Source organism: Exiguobacterium sp. s192 (assembly GCF_018618795.1).
In the GTDB taxonomy this organism is placed as follows: domain Bacteria; phylum Bacillota; class Bacilli; order Exiguobacteriales; family Exiguobacteriaceae; genus Exiguobacterium_A; species Exiguobacterium_A undae.
The window spans coordinates 666,922-691,697 of sequence record NZ_JACSMS010000001.1 but is presented as its reverse complement, the minus strand read 5'-3'; the positions used below and the strand labels follow the sequence as shown (position 1 = coordinate 691,697).

The 24,776-nt window shown below is 50.4% G+C and carries 25 protein-coding genes; 13 read left to right on the top strand and 12 right to left on the bottom strand.

The window, feature by feature from the left end; translation table 11 throughout:
- The first annotated feature begins 141 nt into the window (after nucleotides 1–141).
- The 9 genes from KNP87_RS03570 (at nucleotide 142) to KNP87_RS03530 (ending at nucleotide 7,244) form a co-directional block, all read left to right on the top strand.
- Complete coding sequence (locus tag KNP87_RS03570) at nucleotides 142–612, top strand: NUDIX domain-containing protein (protein WP_233550645.1); 471 nt, start codon at nucleotides 142–144, stop codon at nucleotides 610–612.
- Nucleotides 613–900: 288 nt separating this feature from the next.
- On the top strand, nucleotides 901–1,548 hold the full coding sequence (locus KNP87_RS03565; RefSeq protein ID WP_119923010.1) for a hypothetical protein: 648 nt from the start codon (nucleotides 901–903) through the stop codon (nucleotides 1,546–1,548).
- Nucleotides 1,545–2,339, top strand: coding sequence for a DUF3307 domain-containing protein (locus KNP87_RS03560; protein WP_214720844.1), 795 nt, complete (start codon nucleotides 1,545–1,547; stop codon nucleotides 2,337–2,339). The genes KNP87_RS03565 and KNP87_RS03560 overlap by 4 nt, the downstream gene beginning before the upstream one ends.
- Nucleotides 2,340–2,386: 47 nt before the next feature.
- On the top strand, nucleotides 2,387–2,938 hold the full coding sequence (locus KNP87_RS03555; RefSeq protein ID WP_214720843.1) for a histidine phosphatase family protein: 552 nt from the start codon (nucleotides 2,387–2,389) through the stop codon (nucleotides 2,936–2,938).
- Nucleotides 2,935–3,798, top strand: a complete 864-nt coding sequence (locus tag KNP87_RS03550; RefSeq protein WP_119923103.1) for a ComEC/Rec2 family competence protein — start codon at nucleotides 2,935–2,937, stop codon at nucleotides 3,796–3,798. Before KNP87_RS03555 ends, KNP87_RS03550 begins: the two co-directional genes overlap by 4 nt.
- A gap of 21 nt (nucleotides 3,799–3,819) precedes the next feature.
- Nucleotides 3,820–4,035, top strand: a complete 216-nt coding sequence (locus KNP87_RS03545; protein WP_119923012.1) for a DUF3006 domain-containing protein — start codon at nucleotides 3,820–3,822, stop codon at nucleotides 4,033–4,035.
- Between the two features lie 280 nt (nucleotides 4,036–4,315).
- Nucleotides 4,316–5,224, top strand: a complete 909-nt coding sequence (locus tag KNP87_RS03540; protein WP_214720842.1) for an AAA family ATPase — start codon at nucleotides 4,316–4,318, stop codon at nucleotides 5,222–5,224.
- Nucleotides 5,225–5,226: 2 nt separating this feature from the next.
- Complete coding sequence (locus KNP87_RS03535; protein ID WP_214720841.1) at nucleotides 5,227–6,273, top strand: DUF58 domain-containing protein; 1,047 nt, start codon at nucleotides 5,227–5,229, stop codon at nucleotides 6,271–6,273.
- Nucleotides 6,270–7,244, top strand: coding sequence for a hypothetical protein (locus KNP87_RS03530; RefSeq protein ID WP_119923015.1), 975 nt, complete (start codon nucleotides 6,270–6,272; stop codon nucleotides 7,242–7,244). Before KNP87_RS03535 ends, KNP87_RS03530 begins: the two co-directional genes overlap by 4 nt.
- 598 nt (nucleotides 7,245–7,842) lie before the next feature.
- Here the strand turns inward: KNP87_RS03530 and KNP87_RS03525 are convergent.
- Nucleotides 7,843–8,169, bottom strand: coding sequence for a hypothetical protein (locus KNP87_RS03525; protein ID WP_119923016.1), 327 nt, complete (start codon nucleotides 8,167–8,169; stop codon nucleotides 7,843–7,845).
- 159 nt (nucleotides 8,170–8,328) lie between these two features.
- Nucleotides 8,329–9,333, bottom strand: a complete 1,005-nt coding sequence (locus KNP87_RS17370; RefSeq protein ID WP_119923017.1) for a helix-turn-helix transcriptional regulator — start codon at nucleotides 9,331–9,333, stop codon at nucleotides 8,329–8,331.
- Between the two features lie 112 nt (nucleotides 9,334–9,445).
- On the opposite strand from KNP87_RS17370, the gene KNP87_RS03515 reads away from it, so the two are divergent.
- A complete protein-coding gene (locus KNP87_RS03515) occupies nucleotides 9,446–10,306 on the top strand; it encodes an alpha/beta fold hydrolase (protein WP_214720840.1) in 861 nt (286 codons plus the stop codon).
- Here the strand turns inward: KNP87_RS03515 and KNP87_RS03510 are convergent.
- Nucleotides 10,280–10,948, bottom strand: coding sequence for a hypothetical protein (locus KNP87_RS03510; RefSeq protein ID WP_119923019.1), 669 nt, complete (start codon nucleotides 10,946–10,948; stop codon nucleotides 10,280–10,282). The genes KNP87_RS03515 and KNP87_RS03510 overlap by 27 nt on opposite strands.
- A 196-nt stretch (nucleotides 10,949–11,144) precedes the next feature.
- On the opposite strand from KNP87_RS03510, the gene KNP87_RS03505 reads away from it, so the two are divergent.
- The gene (locus tag KNP87_RS03505; RefSeq protein WP_214720839.1) at nucleotides 11,145–11,471 is read left to right on the top strand and encodes a YolD-like family protein; all 327 of its coding nucleotides are present in this window, start codon (nucleotides 11,145–11,147) and stop codon (nucleotides 11,469–11,471) included.
- A gap of 167 nt (nucleotides 11,472–11,638) precedes the next feature.
- Nucleotides 11,639–12,811, top strand: a complete 1,173-nt coding sequence (tnpB, locus tag KNP87_RS03500; RefSeq protein ID WP_214720838.1) for an IS200/IS605 family element RNA-guided endonuclease TnpB — start codon at nucleotides 11,639–11,641, stop codon at nucleotides 12,809–12,811.
- A 71-nt stretch (nucleotides 12,812–12,882) separates the two neighbouring features.
- Here the strand turns inward: tnpB and KNP87_RS03495 are convergent, their stop codons facing one another.
- The 9 genes from KNP87_RS03495 to KNP87_RS03455 all read right to left on the bottom strand — a co-directional run bounded on the left by KNP87_RS03495 (nucleotide 12,883) and on the right by KNP87_RS03455 (nucleotide 23,120).
- Nucleotides 12,883–13,344, bottom strand: coding sequence for a YflT domain-containing protein (locus tag KNP87_RS03495; protein WP_214720837.1), 462 nt, complete (start codon nucleotides 13,342–13,344; stop codon nucleotides 12,883–12,885).
- 93 nt (nucleotides 13,345–13,437) lie between these two features.
- Nucleotides 13,438–15,120 (bottom strand): FTR1 family iron permease, encoded by a 1,683-nt coding sequence (locus KNP87_RS03490; protein WP_214720836.1) that lies wholly within the window; start codon nucleotides 15,118–15,120, stop codon nucleotides 13,438–13,440.
- Nucleotides 15,104–16,345: an iron uptake transporter deferrochelatase/peroxidase subunit gene (gene efeB / locus KNP87_RS03485; RefSeq protein ID WP_214720835.1), complete on the bottom strand. Its 1,242-nt coding sequence runs from the start codon at nucleotides 16,343–16,345 to the stop codon at nucleotides 15,104–15,106. The genes KNP87_RS03490 and efeB overlap by 17 nt, the downstream gene beginning before the upstream one ends.
- Before the next feature lie 3 nt (nucleotides 16,346–16,348).
- A complete protein-coding gene (gene efeO / locus KNP87_RS03480) occupies nucleotides 16,349–17,176 on the bottom strand; it encodes an iron uptake system protein EfeO (RefSeq protein ID WP_214720834.1) in 828 nt (275 codons plus the stop codon).
- Nucleotides 17,177–17,310: 134 nt separating this feature from the next.
- On the bottom strand, nucleotides 17,311–18,981 hold the full coding sequence (locus KNP87_RS03475; RefSeq protein ID WP_214720833.1) for a DUF2339 domain-containing protein: 1,671 nt from the start codon (nucleotides 18,979–18,981) through the stop codon (nucleotides 17,311–17,313).
- Between the two features lie 175 nt (nucleotides 18,982–19,156).
- Nucleotides 19,157–20,236 carry a C39 family peptidase gene (locus KNP87_RS03470; protein WP_214720832.1) on the bottom strand — a complete coding sequence of 360 codons (1,080 nt, stop codon included), beginning with the start codon at nucleotides 20,234–20,236 and terminating at the stop codon, nucleotides 19,157–19,159.
- Between the two features lie 173 nt (nucleotides 20,237–20,409).
- Nucleotides 20,410–21,459: an oxidoreductase gene (locus KNP87_RS03465; protein ID WP_214720831.1), complete on the bottom strand. Its 1,050-nt coding sequence runs from the start codon at nucleotides 21,457–21,459 to the stop codon at nucleotides 20,410–20,412.
- A 74-nt stretch (nucleotides 21,460–21,533) separates the two neighbouring features.
- Nucleotides 21,534–22,019, bottom strand: a complete 486-nt coding sequence (locus tag KNP87_RS03460) for a GNAT family N-acetyltransferase (protein ID WP_214720830.1) — start codon at nucleotides 22,017–22,019, stop codon at nucleotides 21,534–21,536.
- A gap of 228 nt (nucleotides 22,020–22,247) precedes the next feature.
- Nucleotides 22,248–23,120, bottom strand: a complete 873-nt coding sequence (locus tag KNP87_RS03455) for an SDR family NAD(P)-dependent oxidoreductase (RefSeq protein ID WP_214720829.1) — start codon at nucleotides 23,118–23,120, stop codon at nucleotides 22,248–22,250.
- A 161-nt stretch (nucleotides 23,121–23,281) separates the two neighbouring features.
- On the opposite strand from KNP87_RS03455, the gene KNP87_RS03450 reads away from it, so the two are divergent.
- Complete coding sequence (locus KNP87_RS03450; protein WP_214720828.1) at nucleotides 23,282–24,763, top strand: potassium/proton antiporter; 1,482 nt, start codon at nucleotides 23,282–23,284, stop codon at nucleotides 24,761–24,763.
- Nucleotides 24,764–24,776 lie beyond the last annotated feature (13 nt).

The following is a 24,776-nucleotide window of genomic DNA, read 5'->3' as shown; positions in this document are numbered from 1 at the left end:
AGAAAATGGTCAAGGCATGATCGCCACAAAAACGTGGAGCGGGCAGTTCGGAGCTTTAGCTTATATCTCTTTCATCAAGCAGCTACGGACATGTTCCTCGGCTGCTTTTGTGCAATCTGCCGAACTGGAGAGGTGATGAAGATGAAATTCAGAAGACGCGAAAAAGTAGCAATCTATATCACACGGGAACAACCAGAGGGATGGGAACTACTTGTATTTCATCCGCAATCAGCTCCAGACAGTGATTGGCAAATTCCTGCTGGTACCATAGAAGACGCTGAAATCGCCAAAGAAGCAGCTGTACGGGAAACACTGGAAGAAAGCGGTCTTTCGCTCGCGACCGTCCAATACGTCGGCGAAGAGGAAATGCGGTATCCGGAACGAATGCGGGTTCATTACACATATTTTTACCACGCACATATCGAATGTCAGGAAAATCGTTGGACGCATTGTGTTGCTGGTGACGGTCAAGATTGCGGTGATTTTTTCCATTTCGCGTGGTTGCCGCTGGAACGGATCACACAGCTCGAACGCCGCCATCATATTTTCTTGGACCGGTTGATTCATCGTTTAGAACGGAGCCAGCATTACGATTGCCGAAAACACGGATAACTCCGTGTTTTTTTTGTTTTGTCTCACTATATTGAGTTTACCTTAATTATGAGACAAGATATTATAACTAGTGATAATATATGTTATGTTAACTTGAATAAAAAAATGATACTTTAGTCTGTTTTACCGTCTCCCCCTGTCGCTATAAAAATCAGTCCATCGTCCTGATGGTCTTCCACGTTCTTTTTTGTTACTCTAATAACAGTAACACCGCAAATGTTACCCTTTTAACGGTAACAAACAACATGTTGCCATGATTTCGGCAACATATAGACAGGAGGACATGTTATGCAAGCTGTTGCCTTATCGTTTGATGTCAAAGGCTCCCGCGATTATTCGAGCAAAGAAGCCTTATTGCAGACGCTCCGGACACTGGCAGACGATCTGAACACGGCATTTCCAACAAGTATCGTGCCTTTCCAAATCAAATCCGGTGACAGCTTATTAGCTGTATTCGCAGATTATCCGGTCAGTTATCCGGTCATCCTGAAGTTATTGAATCAGGAGCTGACGGGATATATCGGGATCGGCTTCGGTCAATATGAGACGATGTCGACAATAAAGGCAGAAGAAGCAAATGGAAGTGCGATCATCCATGCCTTCGAGGCGCAGGAGCAGGCAAAGACGCTTCCGTCACGGATTGCCTTTGCTGGTCCCCCTTATCTGCCGACCGCCCTGCTGAACGGTTATTTCGAGATGCTTTATCCGGCGTATTTCGGGAAGACGGACCGGCAAATCGAACTTCATCAATTGATGGATCAATATCCGGATGATACGTATGAAGAAATCGGGCGCCGGATGGGATTCAAGGAACAGGATGCCCGGGCAAATGTCGCAAAACTCGTCTCCCGCTCGCAACGCAAACAACGGAAGCGCCTCGAAGCAGCATTGACGCAGGCACTGGAACAATTCCAAGTTTGGGAGGCGATTCGGTGACCGTCTTACTGAGCCTTTTGTTCATCCATCTCCTGGCCGATTTTCCGTTGCAAACGAAACGAATGGCAACGCATAAACACCGGAACCGATGGATTTTATTCCGTCACATCGCCGTCCACGGCATTCTCATGCTGTTTGTATTAACGTTTTTTGTCTTGGGAGGTACGCTGCCGTTAGAGGTCGCCGGATTGCTTGGAGGAAGTATCCTTTTGTTTCACGCCCTACTCGATGCCTCCCCGCTCAAGCGCCGCGTCCAGCAAGCGCCTGCCTACTGGATTGATCAAGCCTTACATATCGGTGCGATCATCGCCTTGACCTGGATTTTCGTGCCACTCGACTGGTCGTTGACCTTCTCACGGCCGGAGCAAGTACTTTGGATCCTTTGCTTTAGTTTAGTGACGACAGAGTTACTCGGACATGGAATCGCTTTGATGCTCGCCCCGTTTGCCCCAAGGTTGATCGAAGCGCATTTTGAACGGAAAGTGACACGTAAAGAGCAACTCGATGGGGTCTCACGGACCGTTACGCATGAAGTCGAAGATTCTGCCCGCAGTTATACGACGGAACTGAACGGCATCGGACGATATATCGGTCTCGTCGAACGGGCAATCATCACCCTGCTTGTCGTCACGAACGCCACCGGGGCAATCGGATTCGTCATCGCCTTGAAGGCACTTGCCCGTTTTAAACAGTTTGAAGATCGCCGCTTTGCGGAATATTACATCATCGGGAGCTTGCTCAGTATTTTAGGAGCAATTTTGTGCGGACTCGCCATCCGAGTCGCATTGTAAAACGATGAATGAAAGTGAGGGAGACGGTCTTGACCGTCGCATGAACCATGAAAAAAATCGGATTAGTGAGACATCATCGGGTGACGGAAGGATACCCGACGAAAGGCTGGATCAGCGCCAGTGACATTGAAAAGTGGATTGAACGTTACGATACGTCAGACATCGATATCCAGCCTGTAGAGCTCGGTCAGATCGACTGGACCGTCTGTTATGCCAGCAGCATGCCGCGGGCTGTCCAGACGGCACGGAGCGTTTATGACAAAGAGATTATCGTGACCGATCTATTACGGGAAGTGCCGTTTCCGGCGATTCGGTCGAATCTGCGACTTCCATTTCTGGGTTGGGCGGTGCTTGGACGTATTGCGGCACCGTTTAGTAAACGGATTCAAGCCGAGATCAAGGATGCAAACGAACGAATCGAGGTTCTTTTGAATCAATTGATGTTCGAAGACGATGAGCGGGTCTTACTCGTCGGGCACGGCGGAATGATGATTCTGATGCGCTCTGCCTTGAAGCGTCGCGGTTATCGCGGACCACGGTTCGGTCATCCGCGTAACGGCATATTGTATCTGTTCGAAAAAGAGCAACCGACATGTTGAAATGGGGATCGACCCTTTTACTCGCCCTCTGCCTGATTGTCATCTTCTATACGACACGGAATGAAGAGTCGCCCCCTGCCCCGACGGCAGGCCAGATGGAGGTCTACGGCTTTGATGTCGGTCAAGGGGACAGTACGTTCATCCGGACGAAAGATGACGCGATCCTGATCGATGGCGGGAACAACGGCAAAGGAGACGATGTTGTCCGCTACCTGCAACAGCTCGGTGTGAAACGATTGACCGCGGTCGTCGCGACGCATCCGGACGCCGATCATATCGGAGGGCTTGATACCGTGCTCGATGCCTTTGAGGTTGACAGTGTCTACGCGCCGCGCGTCACCCATACGACGGAGACGTACCGCGACTTCCTGCTTGCCGTCAAACGAGAAGGCGTGACCATCAAGCCGGTCAAAGCCGGTCTAACGATTCCAAGTGAGGCCGCACGTTTCACCTTTCTTGCACCCGTCACCGACGGCACACAGGATCTCAACAGCTGGAGCGCTGTTCTCCGGGTCGAGAACGGACAGGATCGTTTTCTCTTCATGGGCGACGCACCGATCCGGACCGAGCAACAACTTCTGGAATCAAATGAGGATCTAAGTGCCGATGTCCTGAAGCTTGGACATCACGGAGCGGAAACATCGTCCTCCCTGCCCTTCTTACAAGCCGTTGATCCGAAGCGGGCATTGATCTCAGCTGGCAAGGACAACGCCTACCGTCATCCACGCCCATCTGTCTTACAAGAATTGAAGACGGAACGGATTACGGTTGATCGAACAGACAAAAACGGAACGATCCAGTATATCTCAACCGGTAATGGCATTAAGGAATCGAACCGGACCGACTTACGGCCGGAATAATCGAACGCGGAGGTGAAACAGATGCGGCTCACTCTATCGGATTTTGAAGACGATTTAGCGATTTGCGAGACAGACGAACGTGAGACGATCACGTTGCCGAAAAGTCGCTTGCCGCGTCAGGCAACGATTGGCGATCGACTCGATTGGACCGGTCGTTCGATCCGCATCTTACGCGATGAGACGAACGCACGCAAAAAAGAGATCACCGCGTTGATGGATGATCTTTTTGAAGAATGAACAACACCCCCTCAGACGTTAGAGGGGGTGTTGTTCAGTTCCGGCAATGATTTTTTGTTGCGAACGGTGTATAAGCAAACAACCGTGTGCAGAAGTCCTCTCAGATTTTTTCAATTTTTTTGATATTCTACGAAACTTTTGGATGAAAATGGTAGTGATGAAAATGGTAGTATAGAAAATAGACGTATTCTTTAGGGCGGTTTCAGGAAAACCACTGGCGGTTTTTTCTGAATTTTCGTACACTTTAGAAATACGATGCATCTTAAAGGGGGAATCATCTATGTTTCAAACATTACGTACATCACTTAAACAATCTGTCTTAGGTCAGGACGATGTGATTGACCATTTGTTGATGGGTTTGCTTGCTGAAGGACATATTCTGCTCGAAGATCGTCCGGGAACAGGGAAAACGACACTGGCCAAGGCACTTGCACAGACACTTGAAGCGAAATTCTCGCGTGTCCAATGTACGGCGGATACGTTACCGACCGATCTGCTTGGAATGGAACTGTTCAATCCGCTCACGGGCTCGTTCGAACAACGATTCGGTCCTCTTTTTGCGAACATCGTCCTCGTCGATGAGATCAACCGGACGACACCGCGGACACAATCGGCGTTACTCGAAGCGATGGCTGAAGCCCAAGTGACGATTGGGGATACATCCTATACGTTACCGCAACACTTTCTTGTGATTGCGACACAGAATCCGTTTGACGGACAAGGAACATTTCCACTGCCGCACGCCCAGCTTGACCGCTTCTTGTTTAAGCTCTCGTTCGCTCCCCTTACGCGTCAGGCGGAAAAAGCGTTATTACGGGGCGCCCATCTCACAGCAGCCGAACTTCAAGTCCCGCTCGAGCAACTCAATGACTGGAAGGAAGAGGTCGTCGCCGTCTCAATCGAGGACAGCGTTGAAAATTACTTACTCGACGTCTGTGATGCCCTCCGTGCCCATCGTGACGTTGAGATCGGACCAAGCCCCCGGGCGACGCTCGCTCTCTTGAAAGCAGCAAAAGCACGTGCGTGGATGCAGGAGCGGACATACGTCACACCAGAAGACGTGAAGCACCTCGCTGCCCCGCTGCTTGCCCACCGACTCGTCCTGACACTTGAAGCGACGCTGAAGCTGTCGAACGAACGACTCGTCCAGCAGGTACTTGATTCGCTGACTGTACCGACTGAGGTGTAAGCATGCAATTGATCACACCAAAATCCTTTCATATGGTCATCCTAGTGTTGACGGGGGCAACTGGATTAATCATCGGGTTATATGGTTCCGTCTGGATTGCGGCCATATTGCTTGCCTATACGTTATACGGCTGGTTGATGCCGCTTTACCTCGAGTATCTGGCAAAGCGGATTCAAGTTCGTCTACTTGAGACTGTCCGCGCTTTCCGGGATGAAGAAATCCAGATTCCCTTTGAACTGACGAATACGACGAAGTTGCCGCTTGGGCGAATCACAGTTTCCGGCTTGCTTGGGGATCAGATTCAGATTGCGGAAGCAAGCAGTCAATTTTGGCGTCAACACTTGTATGTCGGGAAACAGTCGGTTGTCCCGTTTTCAATTGATGTCCTCGCTGCCCACCGAGGAACGATCCGCATCCAATCGTTTGACGTCATGATTTCAGACCCGTTTCATCTGATGACGGTCTATGTGACACAAGACATTCAGGAACTCGGGCATGTCTTTCCTGATTTTGCCCCTGCTTCCGTCGAGTGGAACGAGCAGATGATTCCTGGTGAGACGATTGATCGATCCAGCCCGTTCACGGACCGGTCAAGTTTTCACTCCGTCTTTCCCTACTCCGGGGATGCGAAATCCATCTATTGGTCCGCTTATGCGAAGACGAACGAACTCTATTCCTATCAATATGACCGGAAGCGAAACCATGATTATGCCGTGATCGTTGATGGACTGTCAGCAGACGGGCTCGCGCTTCGCTCCGACTTCGAGAAGCTGCTGTCCAGAGCCGCGACGATCATCCGCGAGCTCGAGAAACAAGGGGCTTCTTACAGTCTCTGGATCTCGATGGTCAATCGATCCGGTCAGTGGTACCATGTTCCGTCCGGTACAGGAAAACATCAATTCCTGCGAACGATGGAATGTCTGGCGCGGATTTCCGAATACGATTTACCGCTTGAACGGCGCTATTTCACGAAACGATTGCAGCGCAGCGTTCCGTCGACGACGGCGGAAATCCATCTCGGTCATCGGCAGAAAGGGGTGAGCGCATGATTCTCTGGTGGATATTCCTTGCGAGTTTATTACCGGTTCCGCTGTATGCAGCTCTCGCCTTTCCGGCTCTTGCGTTCGTGCCGCATCGTCCGTTGCGGATTGGTCTCCAGTTACTCGCAGCTGGACTGTTGTTCTTTCTTTCTCCGGCCGCAAGTGTCCTGGCGCTCGTCTTCGTCACGTGGACAGCGTTTCTTGATACGGTCGAGTCTGTCTGGCGCTATGCAGTGAGTGCCCTCGTCATTGGTGTCATGGTGATTCTCTTCCCCGGAATGATGCCGCCGCCGGGCGCCCTGTTGCTTTCATTCCTTGTCGTCGCCTATCCATTCGTCGTCACGTACATGACGGAATGGCGGAGGATCTTCCCAACGATTGCTCTGATGCTGGGCGGAGGGCTAATTCTCGCAGGGATGTTCCGCTTCATGAAGGAAGCGTTGTTCGGTTCCGTCACCAGCTGGATTCGTCCGATATTCGAAGCATTCGGGTCACTTTTTCTCTGGACGGAACCGATCGGACGAGAGGCCGATCAGATGACGAACAAAGCGATGGGTCTAGAAAACATCAAAGGTGTTCAAAACGTCGGACGCTCGACAGTCGACGCCGGTACATCCAATTGGATCTGGGTCGTGCTCGTCATCGTGACGGTAATCCTCGTCGCTGTCACGCTGTACGTCATCCGGAAACGCCAAGTCGTACACATCGAGATGGAACAAACCGTCCAACGTCCAAAACAGACGCGTGCGCGTGCTCCAAAGCGTCACAGTCATCATCCGCTGTTAAAGATTGCATCACAACTCGAACAAGCCTTCCCGCGGCGTCATGAGGAGACGACGTTTGAGTGGTTGTCGCGCATCGAGTTCCCTGATGCGTTGCACAACGCCCGTCTGATTGACGGGATCGAGTTCAGTCCGAGTGAACCGGCTTATGATATTCAGACCTTCCGCCGGTTAGTACGGGAACAAATCGAACGCTGACAAAAGCCCTTGCTCATGGAGCAGGGGCTTCGTCGCATAAAGTACGCATCAATTGATTCCGCGGTGTTGTCGCAAGACCCCAGTCGCAAATCGCGTCGAGGATTGGAATGCTGGATCCGCAAGTCGTCGCCGATACGGTCCTGTTCGCCTTCGAGCAACCGCAACATGTGAACATCCGGGAAATCGTCTTGGCCCCGACGAAACAACTCGATTAACCAAAAGACCCAAACGTCTGAGAGAATGATCTCTTTCAAGCGTTCGGGTCTTTTGTATGGCGCGTCAGGAATTAAAAAGACTCTTGTAGCGACGCGCTGCTGATCCCGGTACGAGACGTTGAGACAAATAAAAAAAGTGCCCTCCTTCTGTTAAGAGAGAGTGCACCTTTTCTTCAGCCTGAAACAACTCCGAAGAAGAGTCTTTTATTTATCTGCATCGATCTTCGATGCTTTACGCGCAATGATGACAATAAAGACGATGGCAGCGACTGGAAGAACAAGCGGCATCCAGTCTAGGATATACTGTGTATTCATCGTATCCCCTCCTCAAATGAATGCTATACACGTAGCATATTCCAAATGACAAGCCCATGCAAGCCTCGTTAGATGCGCGGTAAAATCGAGTAGATGACAGAATAATAAATCAAGACGCTGGTCGCGACACTATAGACAACCAATATGTACGGCGCAAATTTCGGTTGACCGTGACGCTTCAGCACGCTCAAGGAGAACATCGTGATTCCCAGTGCAAACAAAGGACTGAAACCAAACACTACCAAGTCCATTGACAGGAGTAATTCGGAACTGAAGATGAGATTAAACGCAAAAATTGATAATAAGTACCATGTCGTATAGGACAAGCAAATAAAGAGGAGGTACGATACCCCAGCAATAAAGCTTCCCATCCGTGGTTTTTCCATGTGTTGCATGCGGTCCCTCCTACGAAAAGATAAGATATCCTTAATGGTAGTCGGAAAAAACGGCTAAAAATATTCAAATATGAATATACGACAAAAAACGACAAAAAAGACCGGCATCTGTTTTGTCAGATGACAGTCTCCTTGCTGTTGAATCCGTTCCTACTCGATTTAATGCGCGATGGACCGTGTTTGATAGACTTTCGCCAGTTCAGTCACTTTTACCTTAAAGGCTTCTCGGCATTCGACCGGTTCCAGAATTTCAGCCTGCTCCGCGAATTGAATCAACCACATCATGAATCCTTGGGAGAATAAGGCACTGACCTTGACTTCAAACCAATCGTCCTCGATCCGACGGCAACGAATGTCCGTTCCAAAACGATCAACGACCGTCGGCATGACACTTTCATGGAACTTCAAGGTCAACTGTTCATTCTCCCCTCCATACATATTAAACATGTTACTCAAATAAGTTGATTCGACATGTACCGGTGTCTGCGCAGGTTCAAAGACACTGCAGTTGACGATCCGGTCGACGCGGTAAGTCCGGATTTGTTCAACCCGTTCATCTCGACCGATTAGATAATAATTGCCGTTGTCGACGATCAGGTGCGCCGGTGTCACGAAGTAATAATCACCGTCTTTACGCAATTCGAACTTTCGTGTCCGCTCGTTGAACTTTCCTTGGTACTGGAAGCGGATGATATCCTGATCAATGATTGCTTTTTGGATGGTATCGATTGAAAACGGGATGACGCCTTTTGGTTTCTTAACGGTATGGATGACCGGATTCAGTGTTTCCGCCAGTCGTTTGCTCGTCAAAGAATGGATGTTACGAACGAGAATCTGCGTTTCGCTCTCGGAAATGAACTTCGCACTGGCGATCGCATCAACCAACAGGCGCAGGTGGTGATACTCGAACGGACGACTGACAAGATGGTATGGAATCGCCAACCCGTTTTTGGTTTCCTCAGCGACGATGTCAAAGCCGGATTTGGCCAGCGCCGCAATGTCTTCTTTCAGCGACTTACGGGACAGTTTTTCGATCAGTCCCCGCTTCGACAGTTCCGTACTCAATTCTTCCAACGTCAACGTCTTTTCTTCATCCGAATATTGTTCAAAAATGTCACGGACCGCTAATAACCGGTCGCGATTGGATAATTTTTCATTAGGCACAGGGCATCCTCATTTCCTATCTGTAAGATGTTTGATTATAATTGGATTATACCTTAATTAGGAAAGAAGATTAACAATAATTTGGAAAAATTTAAGAGATAGGAGAATTTGGATGCAGCATATCGCCGATTGGAACGACCAACAATTTGATTATCGGGACAGCGGAACCGGCCCGGTTGTCCTGTTGATTCACGGGACCCAGTCCGATTACCGGGAAGTATATCATGTCGAACGATTGATCGAAGCGGGGTATCGGGTAATCGTCCCGTCTCGTCCCGGATATGGAAAAACGCCGCTCCAATTGGCGGCGTCTCCGGCAGAACTGGCAGCCTTTTATCAAGGCTGGATGGCGTCACGCCACATTACACAATATACCGTTTACGGCATCTCGGCCGGCGGACCGACGGCTCTGGCGCTCGCAAGCAACAATCCCGCCGTACGTTCCCTTGTCCTGGCCTGCGCGATGACGCACCAAATCTCCTTACCCTATCAGGCGTGGCTCATTCAACCGTTGTTACAACGCCCTCTACAACTCCTCCAGCAGCTGTTGTGGCACTATGTCAAAGACAAGTTGATCAAATTCCCGCAAGAAGCCTCCGTGCGAATGGTCGAGATGACCAGTCTCTTGCAACGGGAAGACATCCGGCTCCAATTAAACGGGGCCGACGAGAAGCTGCTTTATCAAGTCGGACTTCAGAATGGTCCGGGACGGGGTGTCCTGTTTGACTTGACCCAACAGATTGAGCGCCAGACGTTACGTGACATCACATGCCCGGTCTTGATCGTCCATTCGAAGGCAGACCGGGCGGTTCCGTTTGAACATGCGCTGTATGCACGACGCGCCATTCCCCATGCCCAGTTCATTGAATCGAAGAGTCCGGGACATCTCATCTGGATTGGCCCTTCCGCCCGTCACGACGAACGAATGATTGAACGGTTCATCGGCTTAAATCACTTGAAGGCGGACACGTAACTTCAATTTTTCATCGTCTTCTTCGATCGAGATGATGCCCCGTGCCGTCAGCTCTTCGATCGCGAGCTGCGTCCGCTCCAGGTTAAAGCGGGCATAACGGGCGATTTCTGTAATTCCCATCCGGCAGGAAAGTTGATTGGCCTTGATTTTCGAGGACGGTTTGGCGACCGACCGTTGCAACAGACGCCAGAAGACATGCCGGGCGTCGTCGGAGAGTGCGTAGGCATTTTTTTCGATGACCGGAGGGACGTAACGGATGTCCTCCCGAATCCGCCGGATCAAGTACAAGCTCAGCCAGTCTTCCATCTCGGCTTGAATCCGGAAAAACTCGAACCACCATAATTGGTCCAGCGCCTCAGCTTCGTCTGTGGACAATGCCCATGAAGCAGGGACATCATCAAACTCTTCTTCCAAAAAATCTTCATAATCAAGCGCCGTCTCGTACAAGACCTGTGGTGCGATCCGGTCCAGTGTTTCCCGCTTTTTGTAGAGATCAAAACTCATCCGTCGAAAATGTTCGACCGAGCCTGCTACTTGACTGAGATGTAACAATTGTTTGGTGATCAAGCGTGCAAGGCCATCCAATTCGAGATGAATGGCGTATATGTGTTTTTCGAGTGCGATTAACGTACTGCGTTCCATCAGACATTTCCTCCTCTGTTCCTGGCGTACTCCTAGTCTTTTTCCGCAAATCGAGTATTCAAAACCAGTTGCTGACCAACAACCTGACAATCGGAGCGGCTTCTCTGTAAACGGTGTTTATTTCCAAAATAAACAGGGAATATTTTGATGCAGTGGTTCATCTACATTCAAACGATTCAATCGGAGGTGGAGCGACGTGTTACAGTCCAAAAAACGAACGGAGCGGAAGTGGCGACAACGTACGACCCGGAATCATATTCTGCAGTTGGAACACTTGTACAAAACGCATCCTGGTTTACCGACGGCACAAACGAAGATTGTTTTTCAGCGGATGTTAGAAGATGCGATTCGAACTGGTCAAACGATGACGATTGATTACTTACAGCATGGCAATGCGACCGCCTTAAGCGGCTCGGTCACCACCCTGTTTCATGCCCGCGGTTTAATTGAACTTAAAACCTCGACGGGATTATACCGCCGTATTCCTTTCGACAGTCTGCTTGATATACGGGAATCCATTTAAAAAAGGAAGACGCCGTCAGCGTCCTCCTTTTTTAGTTGACGAAATTTATCAAAATTAGGAGAGAATACGCCCACTTCTAAACGTTAAGGGCGAAGCCCTAGTGAAAGTGGGAGATGAATCGCCAGCCTGTTTTTCGGGTATATTCTCTTTGAAGGAGGTGAAAATTGGTGTTGAAGCACAAGGCCTACAAATTCAGAATCTACCCCACAAAAGAGCAGGAAATCCTGATTGCGAAGACGATCGGGTGTTCACGCTTCATCTTCAACCACTTCTTGGCGAAGTGGAATGAATTATACAAGACCACTGGAAAAGGACTGTCCTACGGTTCTTGTTCCAAAGAAATTCCTTTGTTGAAGCAGGAGTTCGACTGGTTGAAGGAAGTCGATAGTACCTCTGTTCAGATCAGCGTCAAACATCTTGCCGATGCGTTTGACCGCTTCTTCAAGAAGCAGAACGAACACCCTCGTTTTAAGTCCAAGCGTAATCCCGTCCAGTCGTACAAGACCAACATCCAAGGCAAAAACCAGCTTCCTGAAGTCTCTATTGGATGCAATAAGCTCAAACTTCCGAAGCTGAAATGGGTTCGTTTCGCCCACTCGAAGCAGGTCACAGGCCGGATCTTGAACGCCACGATCCGACGTAACGCTTCAGGAAAATACTTCGTCTCCCTGCTCGTCGAGCAGGAGATCAACGAACGGCCGAAGACCGGTTCATCCGTCGGCGTCGACGTCGGACTGAAGAACTTCGCCATCCTGTCGGACGGCACGGTATACCAAAATGACCGTTACTTCCGTTCGCTTGAGAAGAAACTGGCGCGCGAGCAGCGTAAGCTCTCTCGTCGTCAGCGCATGGCCTTGGACAAGAAAGTCAAGCTGTCCGAGGCGAGGAACTACCAGAAGCAGAAACGGAAAGTCGCCCGTATCCACGAGAAGATTGCAAACAAGCGCACCGACTTCCTGCACAAGGTATCGACCGAGATCGTCAAAAGCCACGACGTTATCGGCATCGAGACCTTGCAGGTGAAGAACATGCAGAAGAACCGCAAGTTGAGCAAGGCCATCTCGGACGTCAGCTGGTCGGAGTTCTTCCGCATGCTGGAGTACAAGGCAGAATGGTACGGGAAGACCATCGTGAAGGTCGGCAAGACCTTTGCTTCGAGCCAACTGTGCTCCAGTTGCGGACATCAACACAAAGACGTGAAACATCTTGGCTTGCGTGAATGGACATGCCCGAGTTGCGGGATCCATCACGACCGGGATGTGAATGCAGGACTGAATCTCAAACAAGAAGCCGAACGTATCTTAGCTTCTTCAACCGTCGGGACGACGGGGTTAGCCTGATAAATTTTCGACCGGTAGGTCGGATAACTCAGGAATCCTCCACCTCTGAGCAAAGCGTAGGTGGAGGTAGTTCAATCGTCCTTTAGTTTCACGTTCTGATCGGCCGGTAGTGTCGTTGTCGTCTCTTCCTCTTCCAGTTTTGGTACACCTGCGCCGTAATCCGTCGCTTCATCCACGACATAGGAAGCAGCAAACGCTGGATTGAGCAGATCAGACTTTGACCCGACGATGACGATCCGACCGTGACGGACTTCATCCTCAAGATCTTCGGCGACATCCTTCGTCATCCCAAGTTCCGATAACTGGGCAATCCGGTCTTTTCGGTTGCTGCGGACCGTTGACATCAGCGTCTCGAAAAATGATTTTTTAGTCACCCGATAAGCGAGTGTCTGCGTATCACTTGCAATGCGTTCTGCCAACTCTTCGTCTTTTGCAAAAATGTAAATTTGTTTATTCGAATAACCGCTTGATTTCAGACTTGTCACTTCTGCGTCAACGGCTGTCATGTTACGGACGATTCGTGTTTCAATCATGTTGTTTCCTCTCCTTCATGCGAGCGAACAATCTACTCTCGATATAAAGTTATTCCCGAAACATAATGAATAAAACATGAATCGAAAAATGATTTAACCGACTTGTCGTAACCGCACAGCCGACTGCCGTTTCCAAATCACCGTAGCCGCAACAAACAGACCGAGGGCCGCCTGCGGGAGGATTGTCTCATACGTTGGGTAAAAGCCGAGCCACGGCACGGAAGGCACAGATGCGAGAACATGCATCGGCACACTGCCCGTCAATTGAAGGGCATGCAAGCTGGCACCGAGTATTTTAAAGGCCATGACGTAAATCAAGATCGTCGCTGCCAAAAACAGACGGTTAATCGGCAGACGGACGCCGAAATAAATCACGGCGACCGACACGACAGTGATCAGACCGATCGCGAGTAAAATGCCGCTCGTCAAAGCGAGCGGTGTCATCGCAGGAGCCATCCCCGCATAAAACAGCAGAGTCTCCGCCCCTTCCCGGAAAATCGTCAGGAAACTGACGGCAAACAACGAACGTCCGACAAACGCTGTCGCGAGTTGTCCTTTCCGGGACGTCAGGACCGTCTTCGAATGCAGCCATGAACCGACGACTAACATCATCAAGACGGCAACAAGACCGGTCCATCCCTCAATCTGCTCCCGTCCGACACCGGCGAGTGCCGTGGAAAAAAACGATTGAATCAGGAGCGCAAGACCGCCACTGGCAAGTAATCCGACGACCGCTCCGCTCCAAATCAACCGTTCCCCCTTGAGGCCTGCTTTTCGGGTGAAGGCAACGAGGGCACTGATGATCAACAAGGCTTCCAGTCCTTCGCGTAACATGACGAGCATCGCGTCGACGAACGTATAGGTCGTCTTTTGCTCCAACACTTGTAACGAAGCGATGATTGGACGGAGTTCGTCCTGAGTGGAGACACGTGTCTTTGCACTGACGCGTGACAATAAGACCGGGATGTCCGATTCAATTGTTGTATAGAGCGCATTGCTGCGTGTCCGGACTTCCCCTTCCCCGCTCGGCCAACGTGTGATGAAGGTCGTCAACGACTGTTTCGCCGCCTCGATGTCACCTTGCTTAAGTGACCGGTCCGCCTGCTCCAGTAAGGTCGTTAGTGTCGCAAGTCCTGTCTTTTGAACGTCCTTGACGGTATCCCCGTCGAGAAATGATTGAATGCTTTGATCAAACTGATCAAGCGCGTCGCGGAATTCGGTTTCGTCAAACGGGTCACGCGCGAGGGCAATCCGGATGGCGGACAGCCCCATCTCGACTTGTCCGTAATGTCCGATACTCGTTTCCCGGACAATCGTCTCCCGATCGATCCATGCTGCGAGCAGTTGCGACTGGAGTTGTTGCCGTTCGGCGGCTGTATTTGCTTCACGCAGTTGGTCGGTCTGCAAAAACAATGCATTGAGACGTTGTTTCGCTGCCGGATCCGCCTTCGTTGCTGTTTTTTCCAAGGCACGGACAGCTGTCGACAACCGGGTCAAGGCAGGACTGATTTTGGAAAACGGTTCATCCTGTTGATCCTGTAAATTCGTCAGTTCCTTTTGGATCACCGTTTTTTCATCCGATGTTTTGAGCTGCTCGACTTGTTGCGCAAGCCGAGCGACCGCCGTCTCAAGCGCCGGCCGGTCGTTTGCCTGAACAGCGGCAATCGCTTGTCCGATCGATACATATAAGGCGTCAGTCTGTGAATCCGCTTGAACGAGCGGCATCGTTCCGAACAGACACAACAGGACGATCAGAAAGTTAAGCAAATAACGCATCGCCGATGTACCCTCCTTTTTGAATCCCGCCAAAACAAGCAAACAAGGCACTGCCGCGGTGGGTGATGTATTCATTTAGCCGGTCGGACGCCGCCAGTCGTTTTTGAATCGTGATGAACTGATCCGGTGAGCGTTGGAACGAAACGAATAACAATCCGGCATCTAGAGCGCCGGTCGTTTCATTGACCCCGGCTTGATACGAATAGGAGCGGCGTAACAGCTGTTCCTTACCTGTCCCGTGCGCCACTGCCGTGTGCGAATCCGCCGGCAGTTGTGTTTCCCCGTGTAACGTCCGTTTGTCCGGTGTGACAGAGGCGAACTCGTTGGTTGAACCCAGTGGCGCACCGGACGCCCGCTCTCGTCCAAAAGTCCGTTCCTGTTCCTTTAGAATCGTCCGGTCCCAGACCTCGAGGTGCATCTGAATCCGTCGGACAACCAGAAACGTCCCGTTTGTCAGCCAAGGAGAACCGTCCTGCCACTGGTAAAACAGATGCTTGTTCCGGACTTTATCTTTCGTCAGATCCGGATTACCGGTTCCGTCTTTGAAACCAAACAAATTCCGCGGCGTTCCGCCAGTCGCATCCGCCGCTTTCGACCGCTGAAAACCGGCTTGCGTCCAGCGGATTTTGACAACTCCGCGTCCAATCCGGGTCAAGTTCCGTAAGGCATGAAAGACGACCTGCTGATCATCGGCGCAAATCTGAACAATCAAGTCTCCGCCGGACCACTTGTCATCCAACTGGTCCAAATCAAAGGTCGGCAAGTCACGTAACGCAACCGGCCGTTTATGGGCGATTCCGAAACGATCCCCGGCAAACAAGCTGGCACCGCACCCGAATGTAAACGTCAGATGGCTCGCCGAGAGCCCTTCCGCTTCCCCTGTATCTTCCGGTGGCACGTATTGGCTGTCCGACTCTCCAAGCGACAGACCGGCCGCCAACCGGGCACAGGCGCGTGTCCAGCGGCGTAACAGATCGATCAGTTCATCCCGCCGATCTGTCTGCACGTCAAAAGCGACCAATTGAATATGATTTTGTACAGGGGTCAGAATGCCCGCTTGGTATGTCCCGTAAAACGGAACCTGATCCATCGCTTGCGCCGTCAAGGCACGCGGCAACAACCGTTCGATTCCGCTGGCATACAATGCTGCGCCAAGCCCCGTCAATCCGGCGACCTTCAGCACGTCACGACGTGTGACTCCTTCTTCCAACGTAGTCCGCGTCATCAATCACCCCTCCAATACGATGCCCATTTTCGAAAGCGGCTCCGCCAACTCGTTGATGGCCTGGCTCAACTGGTTGACGTCCGTTTTCGATAGGTCGGTATAGAGGACGTATCCGTCGCCGGATTTCTTGGCTTCCAGTAAGGCATTGACATCAGCAAAACGAGCCGCAATCTCTTTTGACAGAACCGGGTCCTGTTTCTTCAACACAGGGTTGAGCAACTGATAGATTTTTTCCGCCCCTTGGACGTTCGCCGCGAAGTCATATAAATCCGTATGCGAATACCGGTCTTCTTCACCTGTCACTTTGGAAGTCGAGACTTCATTCAATAAATCCGTTGCGCCGGTGACGAGCAGTTCCGGTGTGACATCGACCGTCTCGACTTTCGCCCGGAGAAGGTGAACGTCTTCCATCAATTGTGTCGCATAGTTTTCGTATCCTTTCGTCGTCCCTTTCTCAAACAAGCCTTGCTCGATCCGGTGGTATCCGCCCCATTCCGATTCCTTGACGTCCCCTTCACGGGCATCGATTTTCGGATCAAGGTCGCCGAACACCTCGGCAATCGGTTCTGCCCGCTCATAATGCATCCGGGCCGGCGCATACAGTGCTTTAGCCTGATCGAGGTCTCCTTCCTTGACCGCTGTCGTGAACGCTTCCGTCTTTTTCGTGAACTGATCGAGTTCCGCGATGGCATAAATCCGGTAATCGGCGACGACTTGTTCGAATGGATCCGGCTTCGCTGCTGGTTTCGTTGCCGTCGGTTGTTCGGTACACGCTGCCAATAATGTCGTCATCGATAACAGTCCGATGGTGAGTGATTTTTTATGTCGCATGGATGGTTCCCCCTGATAATTAAGTAAGTTCATCAATCAGTATAGTCGATAATGATAATCGTTATCAATATGTTTCCATAAAAAAATCCTTCCCCGCCAGATGTGACCGTCTGACGGAAAAGGAAGAACACTGTTCAGGATTGACGCTTTTTGAAGTACGTGCGTGAAATGACGAACGCCACGATACCGAATCCGATGAAGACAAACGCTTTTTGAATCAAGGACAAGAATGACAAATCAAACAATAACAGTTTAATGGCACTGACCGACAGCAACAGAAGACCCGACAAGCGCCAGGCAGCCGTTCCGCGCCAGCGGCCGATCGCCACCAGAACAAAAGAGAGCAGGATATAGGCGACGGATAAGGTCGTACTGCGGTCCGTCTGGTCGAGATCCGCATAAAACGGCAGTTCCATCACGATCAACGTATAGGTCACGAAGACACCAACCGCTGCGAAAAATAAGACGACCTGCCAATACTTCCGCCAAATCGCTTCCCCATGCGTCCGGACGAGTAACAGGATGAAGGCTGCTGTCGCGAGGGTCAGCCCCAATACAGATACGGCATACGATTGACCGTTCAGTCGATACGCTTCATAGTTTCCAATCGTATACAACGTAAGCATCAAGTACACAGCGATGCCGAAGAATCGCTGATATGGTACTTGCTGCCGCTCGACGAACCACAATCCGACGACTACGAGCGCATAGAGAACGGTCCGGAACTGATCGCCTAAACTGAGTGTGTCGACCGGTAATTGTGAGATCGCAAACAACAGGGCGATATGACCGACACCATTTTGCCAGGCATCCTTCGTTTGATTCGCGACGACGTAAGCGAGTAGTGCAAACAGAACCGCGAGTCCGTAAACAAACGGCCAATCGACCACTGACAGACTGAGCAGGACGAACCCGCCCGCTATCCAGCTCGGATAATTGTAAGTGATCGGAAGTCTGGTCCCGACGTATGCAAGACCGAGATAGCCCATGAAGGATGCCATGAGTAAGGTGATTTCATCAATCAAGGGGCGTGTCTCAAAATTAACAGTGAGACTGCCGAAAATCAACGCCAGGAAAAAGATTCCGGCTGCCACCGGGTAGGCTTTCGTCGACTGTAAACGCAGGATGGCAATACATACTGCCGTAAATAACAGGACTTCATACAGTAAAAACAAGAAGACGTCCGGTTCATCCGATAATTGAAGGAACGGTAACAAAAAACCGGTAACCGAGACCAGGATCAATAACGCCGTTGACCGCATCCACAACATCAATCCGTAGGCAATCGCAAGCACGACGATTTCGAGTAAAAAGGCCAACAGCGGCGGATAAAATTCATATAAGGCCATACCGGCGAATAACGCGGACAAGGAAACAATCGTTCCTGTTGCGACAAGCCCGACACCGAGCTCCCGCCGTTTCTTCTCATACTGAAACTCACCAAGTGCCATGACGAGTAAGCCGATGATGACTCCGCTTCCGATCCGGACTGCCGGACTGATCAAACCGGCCATGGAAGCGTACGAAAACAGGAAAATTGCCCCGATTGCCGCAAAAATCGCCCCGATCCGCGGTAACCAGACCGTTGCCAAAACGTTTTCCCATTCGTCCCGTGTCCGGACCTTCTTGACGACAGGTGTCCGTTGCTTTTTGACGAACGCCGGACGGACGGCTGGACGGGCGACAGAAGAAACCGGTTCGCCTTTCATGTCTGCGTCTGCCGCCGGTTGTTGTTCCAATCGATCCAGTCGTGCCTTTAACTGTGCGACTTCTTGCTCAAGCTGTTCCAAACGTGTTTCATCCATCTTCTCACCGGTCCTTTCTGGATGACTTGCTGGATAAAAGCATAGGGGTTGTTATTATTTTACTTGTCTTTTAATCAATTCCCATTTCTTTAAAATCCGTAACGCGGTCATCGCTTCATGCTTACGGAGTCTAATAAAAAAACCGGTGAAGCGGAAAGCTTCACCGGCAGACAGATTAACGGACAGATAAGGCATATTGTCCTGTCGTATTGTAGACAGATGTAAATTGTGACCGGCTGACCGTATATTTTCCACGGTATGGATCGGACACCGTAAACGAGGTGCTTGAGACACCCGTCACGAGCATGACATGGTAATTGCGGTATCCTGTAAATGTTTTGCCATCCGGTTTGATCCATGAGAAGTAACCATATGGATTTTTAAAATCAACCGTCGCCCAAACGATGACCGGATTTCCACTGCGGATTTCACTTTCGATCTTGCTGACCCCTTGCTTTGAAATATCAGTTGCCCCGCTCCGATATTTTTTCGCGAGCGGTAAGATGCCTTTTGGATATATGCCCCAGTTCTTGTAGTAATCGAGGGTTCCGGCCGGATTTCCCGTAAACATCTTTTCCGGATCCGCCCAGTAGTATTTCCCGTTTTTGTATGTGGCATTTTTCATGCTTTTTGGCATTTGGTTATACAGTGAAGCAGCAGAGACCGCTTTCTTCTTGTACTCCAGTGCCATTTTCAACGAAACGAATTCACAACCGGATGGATAACCCAATGAGTACTGATTGTAATACGGTACGTTTAACTGTTTCGATGAACTGCTTGGAGCAGTCTTCGTCAAGTATTGTGTCGAAACATAACGGTAGCTGCCGTTGTACAAGATACGGGTCCAGCTGCCGGATGTGCCGTATGACGCCACTTTGACCCCTTTGTTCAATTGCGTAACGGTTTTAGACGTTGTACTTGGACCTGTTCTGACGTTCAACGTGCCAACCGTCGTATAACGGGCACCGGTCGACGTATATTTCGAGGTCGTCGACGTTCGGACATAGTCCTTGTGTATGTAACCGGTCCGTGATTTATACGTGATCTTGTACCAACTGCCGGATGTGCCATTTGACGTATAGACGGCACCTTTCGTGATGTTTCCGAGAATCTTGCTCGTCGTCGACGGCTTTTCACGAACACGCAACACATCGGTCGTGACGGTCAACTTCGTGGCGGCTTCTGCGATGAGCGACGGACTAAACAAGCCGATCAACACCCCCGCAATGATGAAGGACGAAATGATTTTTTTCATGATAAACCCCCTTTGGATGTAATATACACAGTTTTTCCCATCTTTTTGAAATATTAATCAACATTCCATAAGAAAATTCTGAAAAATTGTGATATCTTTTCCTTTATAACAAAAAATCTCAGCTCTGCCTAGGCAGATTGCTGAGATGTAATTATATTGATATCGAAAAAAATTCATTTTTTAACATTCAAAATGAAAGGAGACGGTTGGGAGAAACCTTGTTCCATCAAATGTGCGACGAGTTTCGTCTCTTCTTCGGTGACAGGTAAAGGTTTATCGTGGACGATACTGTCGTAAAAGGCCCGATACAGCTTCCCGTAATCACCGACCGGACTCGGAATCCGGACGTCCTGCAAGTGACCGTGGTCATCATGATACAACAGTCGCCCGTAATCATCTTCCGAATCTTCTCCGAAGCCTTCTTCTCCCGGGAAGTAATTCGCCTTCAGATCGAGCTCTTGCCGGTCAACGTGTTGTTTGATGAACGTACCGTTTGTCCCGTGCAACATCCAACGCGGCGCGCCGGCTAAGGCGACATGACTTGTCCGGACACTGACCTTGAGTTCCGGATAATAAAAATCAAGCGCAAACGTGTCATCCGGATTCCCGGCTAAGCGGACCGAACGGATGTCGTACCCGACTTGGTCCGGTTTTCCGAACAAGGCGACAATTTGATCCATCGTATGGACACCGAGACCGTACAACGCGCCATTCTCGTTTGTCGCGATGGCCGGCGCCGCTTCCGGGCGGTAGAGATCAAAATGCGAGACGACTTCAACGAGGCGTCCCAGTTTACCGGACCGGATGACTTGCTCGACGACTTGAAAGTCACTGTCGAAACGCCGGTTTTGATAGGCCAGCAGTTTAACTCCCTGCTGCTTGGCGACTTCGAACAACTGCGCCGTCTCCTGCTCCGTTACCGTAAACGGTTTTTCGACCAGAACGTGTTTTCCGTGTTGCAACGCTTGCAGCGCATAGGCGAAATGTGTGGCGGGTGGTGTATTGATGACGACGACTTGCAGCTCCGGATCCCGCAGCATCGCGTCGAGATCCGTCGTAAACCGGACGTCGGGTAACTGATCAGCATACGTTTTTTCGAGATCAGGCTTTGCTTTTCGATTGTAAATCCACGTCACATCAAAATTTTCCTCAATCATGACGTAGGGTAGATGATAACGGGTCGTACTTTTTCCAAAACCGATGAAACCAATCTGAAGACGCATCTGATCACTCCTCGAATCATTCTTTTTACTAACCATACCAAAGCACACGTCACTTGTCCTGACTAAAGAGGGTCTCAGTGCGAAAGGACGGCAACCGGATACTCATATGTCGAAAAACCGTCACGAATTCCCCGGCTTTCAAACCCGAAGGACGGATAATACGTATTTAAAAACGAATTCGTCGCGACACAATCCAACCGGAGACGTTCCTGTTCAGCCATCGCGACAGCAATGACATGCTGGATCAGTTGTTTTCCGACACCCAACCCTTTTGCCGATTCACTGACGACAATCCGGTGGATATACAAACCTTCCGCATCATCCCATAAGGCTTTGTCCCAATCGAGTGAAGGCAACAGCGCAATCGAACCAAGAAGGCGGCTGTCCTGTTCATATACGTACAAACGTCCTGCTGAAAGATCTGCTGCGACGAGCGCGTCCAGATCTGCCTTCAGATACGCGGACCATTGTTCGCTTCCGCCTGCTTGTAATAATTCGGCCTTATGTCTGAGAAGTGCCGCAATCTGTTTCACATCTTGTGTTGTAGCTTGTCGAATCATAGTAGTCCTCCTGAAAAAAAATTCTTCTTCATCCTAACGAAAATGAGCACAGAAGAAAACCGATTTGCACAAACTACATGAAAATTTCAAATGACAGCATCAATTTGTGATTTTTTTCATATTTCAAAATTATATACTCCTATATTGTATGCTAGGAGCGTGATCAGACCCCCAGTCTGCACAACATAGGTCTACCGACTTCCCACGAGTCGGTAGACCTTCTTTTGGTTACGTTAACCCGACCCATTGTTTCGAGAGGTGCCGCGCTTGTCGGCGGTAGGTCTCGTCTTCGACGACCGGATTACTGAGACGCGGTGCCGAATCCGCATAATACCCTCCGTTTTCAAGACGATCTTCCGTCGTTGCAAGGTACAACGCCGTTTTGGCTCCGTATTCCGGCGTATACAGTTTTCCGGTCCAATACCCGATTTGAGCAATTGGCTTTAAGACGGTTTTGAGCACCTTGCCGTATTTTCCGCGATAGAATAAGTCCGTATTGACGATGCCCGGGTGGACACTGACGAACGTCACCCGGTCTCCGTATTGTTCCGCCAGTTCACGCATGTGCACCATCTGCAACAATTTTGATTCCCGGTATGACCGCATCGGATTGTATTGTTCCTTTTTGACATGCGCCATCGCTTCGAGTTCGATGTCCGTCCGGATCAACCCGCCTTCACCGGCAAGTGACGAAATCGAGATGACGCGGGGGTCCTGTCCTTGTTCCAGAAGCGGGAGCAACCGTTCAATCAAATAAAAGTGGCTGAGGTAATTGACTTGGAACTGAGACTCGAACCCATCCTTCGTCCGGTGGTACGGTGGGACCATGACACCGGCGTTCAGAATCAGCCGGTCGATGCGGCCGATCCGATCAAATAGCAGATCCGCAAATTGCCGGACCGAGTCCAGTTGATCCAGTTGGACGATCTCAACCTCCAGATTCGTATGGGAGACCCCATGCTCACGCAACAATTGAACGAGTAACGTCGCCTTCTTGGCTGAGCGGACGGTCGCGATGACCCGGTCCCCGCGTTCGAGTAATGCTTGAATCGTGACCATGCCCATACCGGAATTTGCTCCTGTAACTACACAAATATTCATGAAACTGCCTCCTCTTTTCGGATCGATGATACCATATGCTACCTGTTTTCCTTTTTTTTCGGATTTATACACATGTTCTTGAAAACTATTTTTCCGAATTGGTGCAAGAGAATGGCGTATACTAAAGAAAAGATACCTTTCATCAAAGGGAGTGAGTGCATGTGAACGAAGCGACCGTCCTGTTACTTGCCGGCATCTTACTGTTACTCGCCATCATCACGACGAAATTTGCCGTTCGTCTGAATGTCCCGACCCTGATTCTGTTTGTTTTTGTCGGGATTCTCGCCGGAACCGATGTCACGGGATGGATTGATTTTGCAGATTTTGAACAAGCACGGCTGTTTGGGACGATTGCTCTGGTCATCATCTTGTTTGACGGCGGACTCAATACGCGCTGGAAAAACTTTAAGCCGGTGTTACCGGCGGCATTATCACTCGCAACCATCGGCGTCCTCGTGACGACCGGATTGATTGCCGTCGTCGCACACTACCTGCTTGATTTCAGTTGGCCGATTGCCTTGTTGATCGGAGCACTGGTCGGTTCGACGGATGCGGCAGCCGTCTTTTCATTGCTCAACGGACAATCGATTGATCAGAAGGTCAAACACACGCTGGAAGCGGAATCCGGAACCAACGATCCGATGGCCGTCTTCCTGACGATCTTTTTTACGGAGTTCGCTCTCAGTCCGGCCGCATTTTCGATCGGTCAGGGAATCGTGGCGTTGCTTTATGAGATGGGGCTTGGACTTCTGATTGGTCTTGTGATCGGTTGGGGCTTGACGACGTTGATGAACCGGATTCAGCTCCAATCTTCCGCCCTCTATCCGACGCTGTTGATCAGCGGTGCCCTTCTCTCCTACGGCGTGGCGACGAGTCTGCACGCCAGTGGATTCCTCGCCGTGTATGTGACAGGCATTTGGCTCAGTAATCACGATTTGATTTACCGGGACATCCTTGTCCGTTTCAGCGGCAGTTTGTCCCATTTGGCGGAAGTCGGGATGTTCATCATGCTCGGTCTGCTTGTCTTCCCGAAACAGTTGCTCGACCCACAAACGCTACTCGTCTCCGCTGTCATCGTCCTGACGTTGGTGCTGATCGCCCGACCGCTCGCCGTCTTTTTGTCCTTACTGCCGTTTCCCTATAACATCCGGGAACAAAGTGTCATCACGGCAGCCGGATTACGCGGCGCCGTTCCGATCATCTTGGCGACCTATCCGCTATCCAGCGGTTTGCCGGAAGCGAACCTGTTGTTCAACATCGTTTTCTTTACGGTCATGACATCCGCTCTGTTGCAGGGGACGGCCTTGCCGTGGATCGTCAAATTGATGAAGCTTGATGTCAAACCGCTGATTGATGTTGAACCCTTGATTCAGTTCATGACCGTCGCCAATCCGAACGCCGAGATTGTCGAAGTCAGTGTCCCGTCATTTTGCCGCATCGACGGGAAAACACTGCAAGAAATCGAGATGCCGCAAGACTTGTTGGTCGTCGCGGTAATCCGAAACGATGCCATCATCACCCCACGGGGACAAACCCGGCTGATCGGCGGAGATCAGTTGTTGATTTTGACCCCGAAACAGTCGGAAGAACGGATCAGGAAGTTGATTGCCTCCCTCGGACTCGGTCAGCCGTTTTCGGAGTAAAAAAAAGCGACTA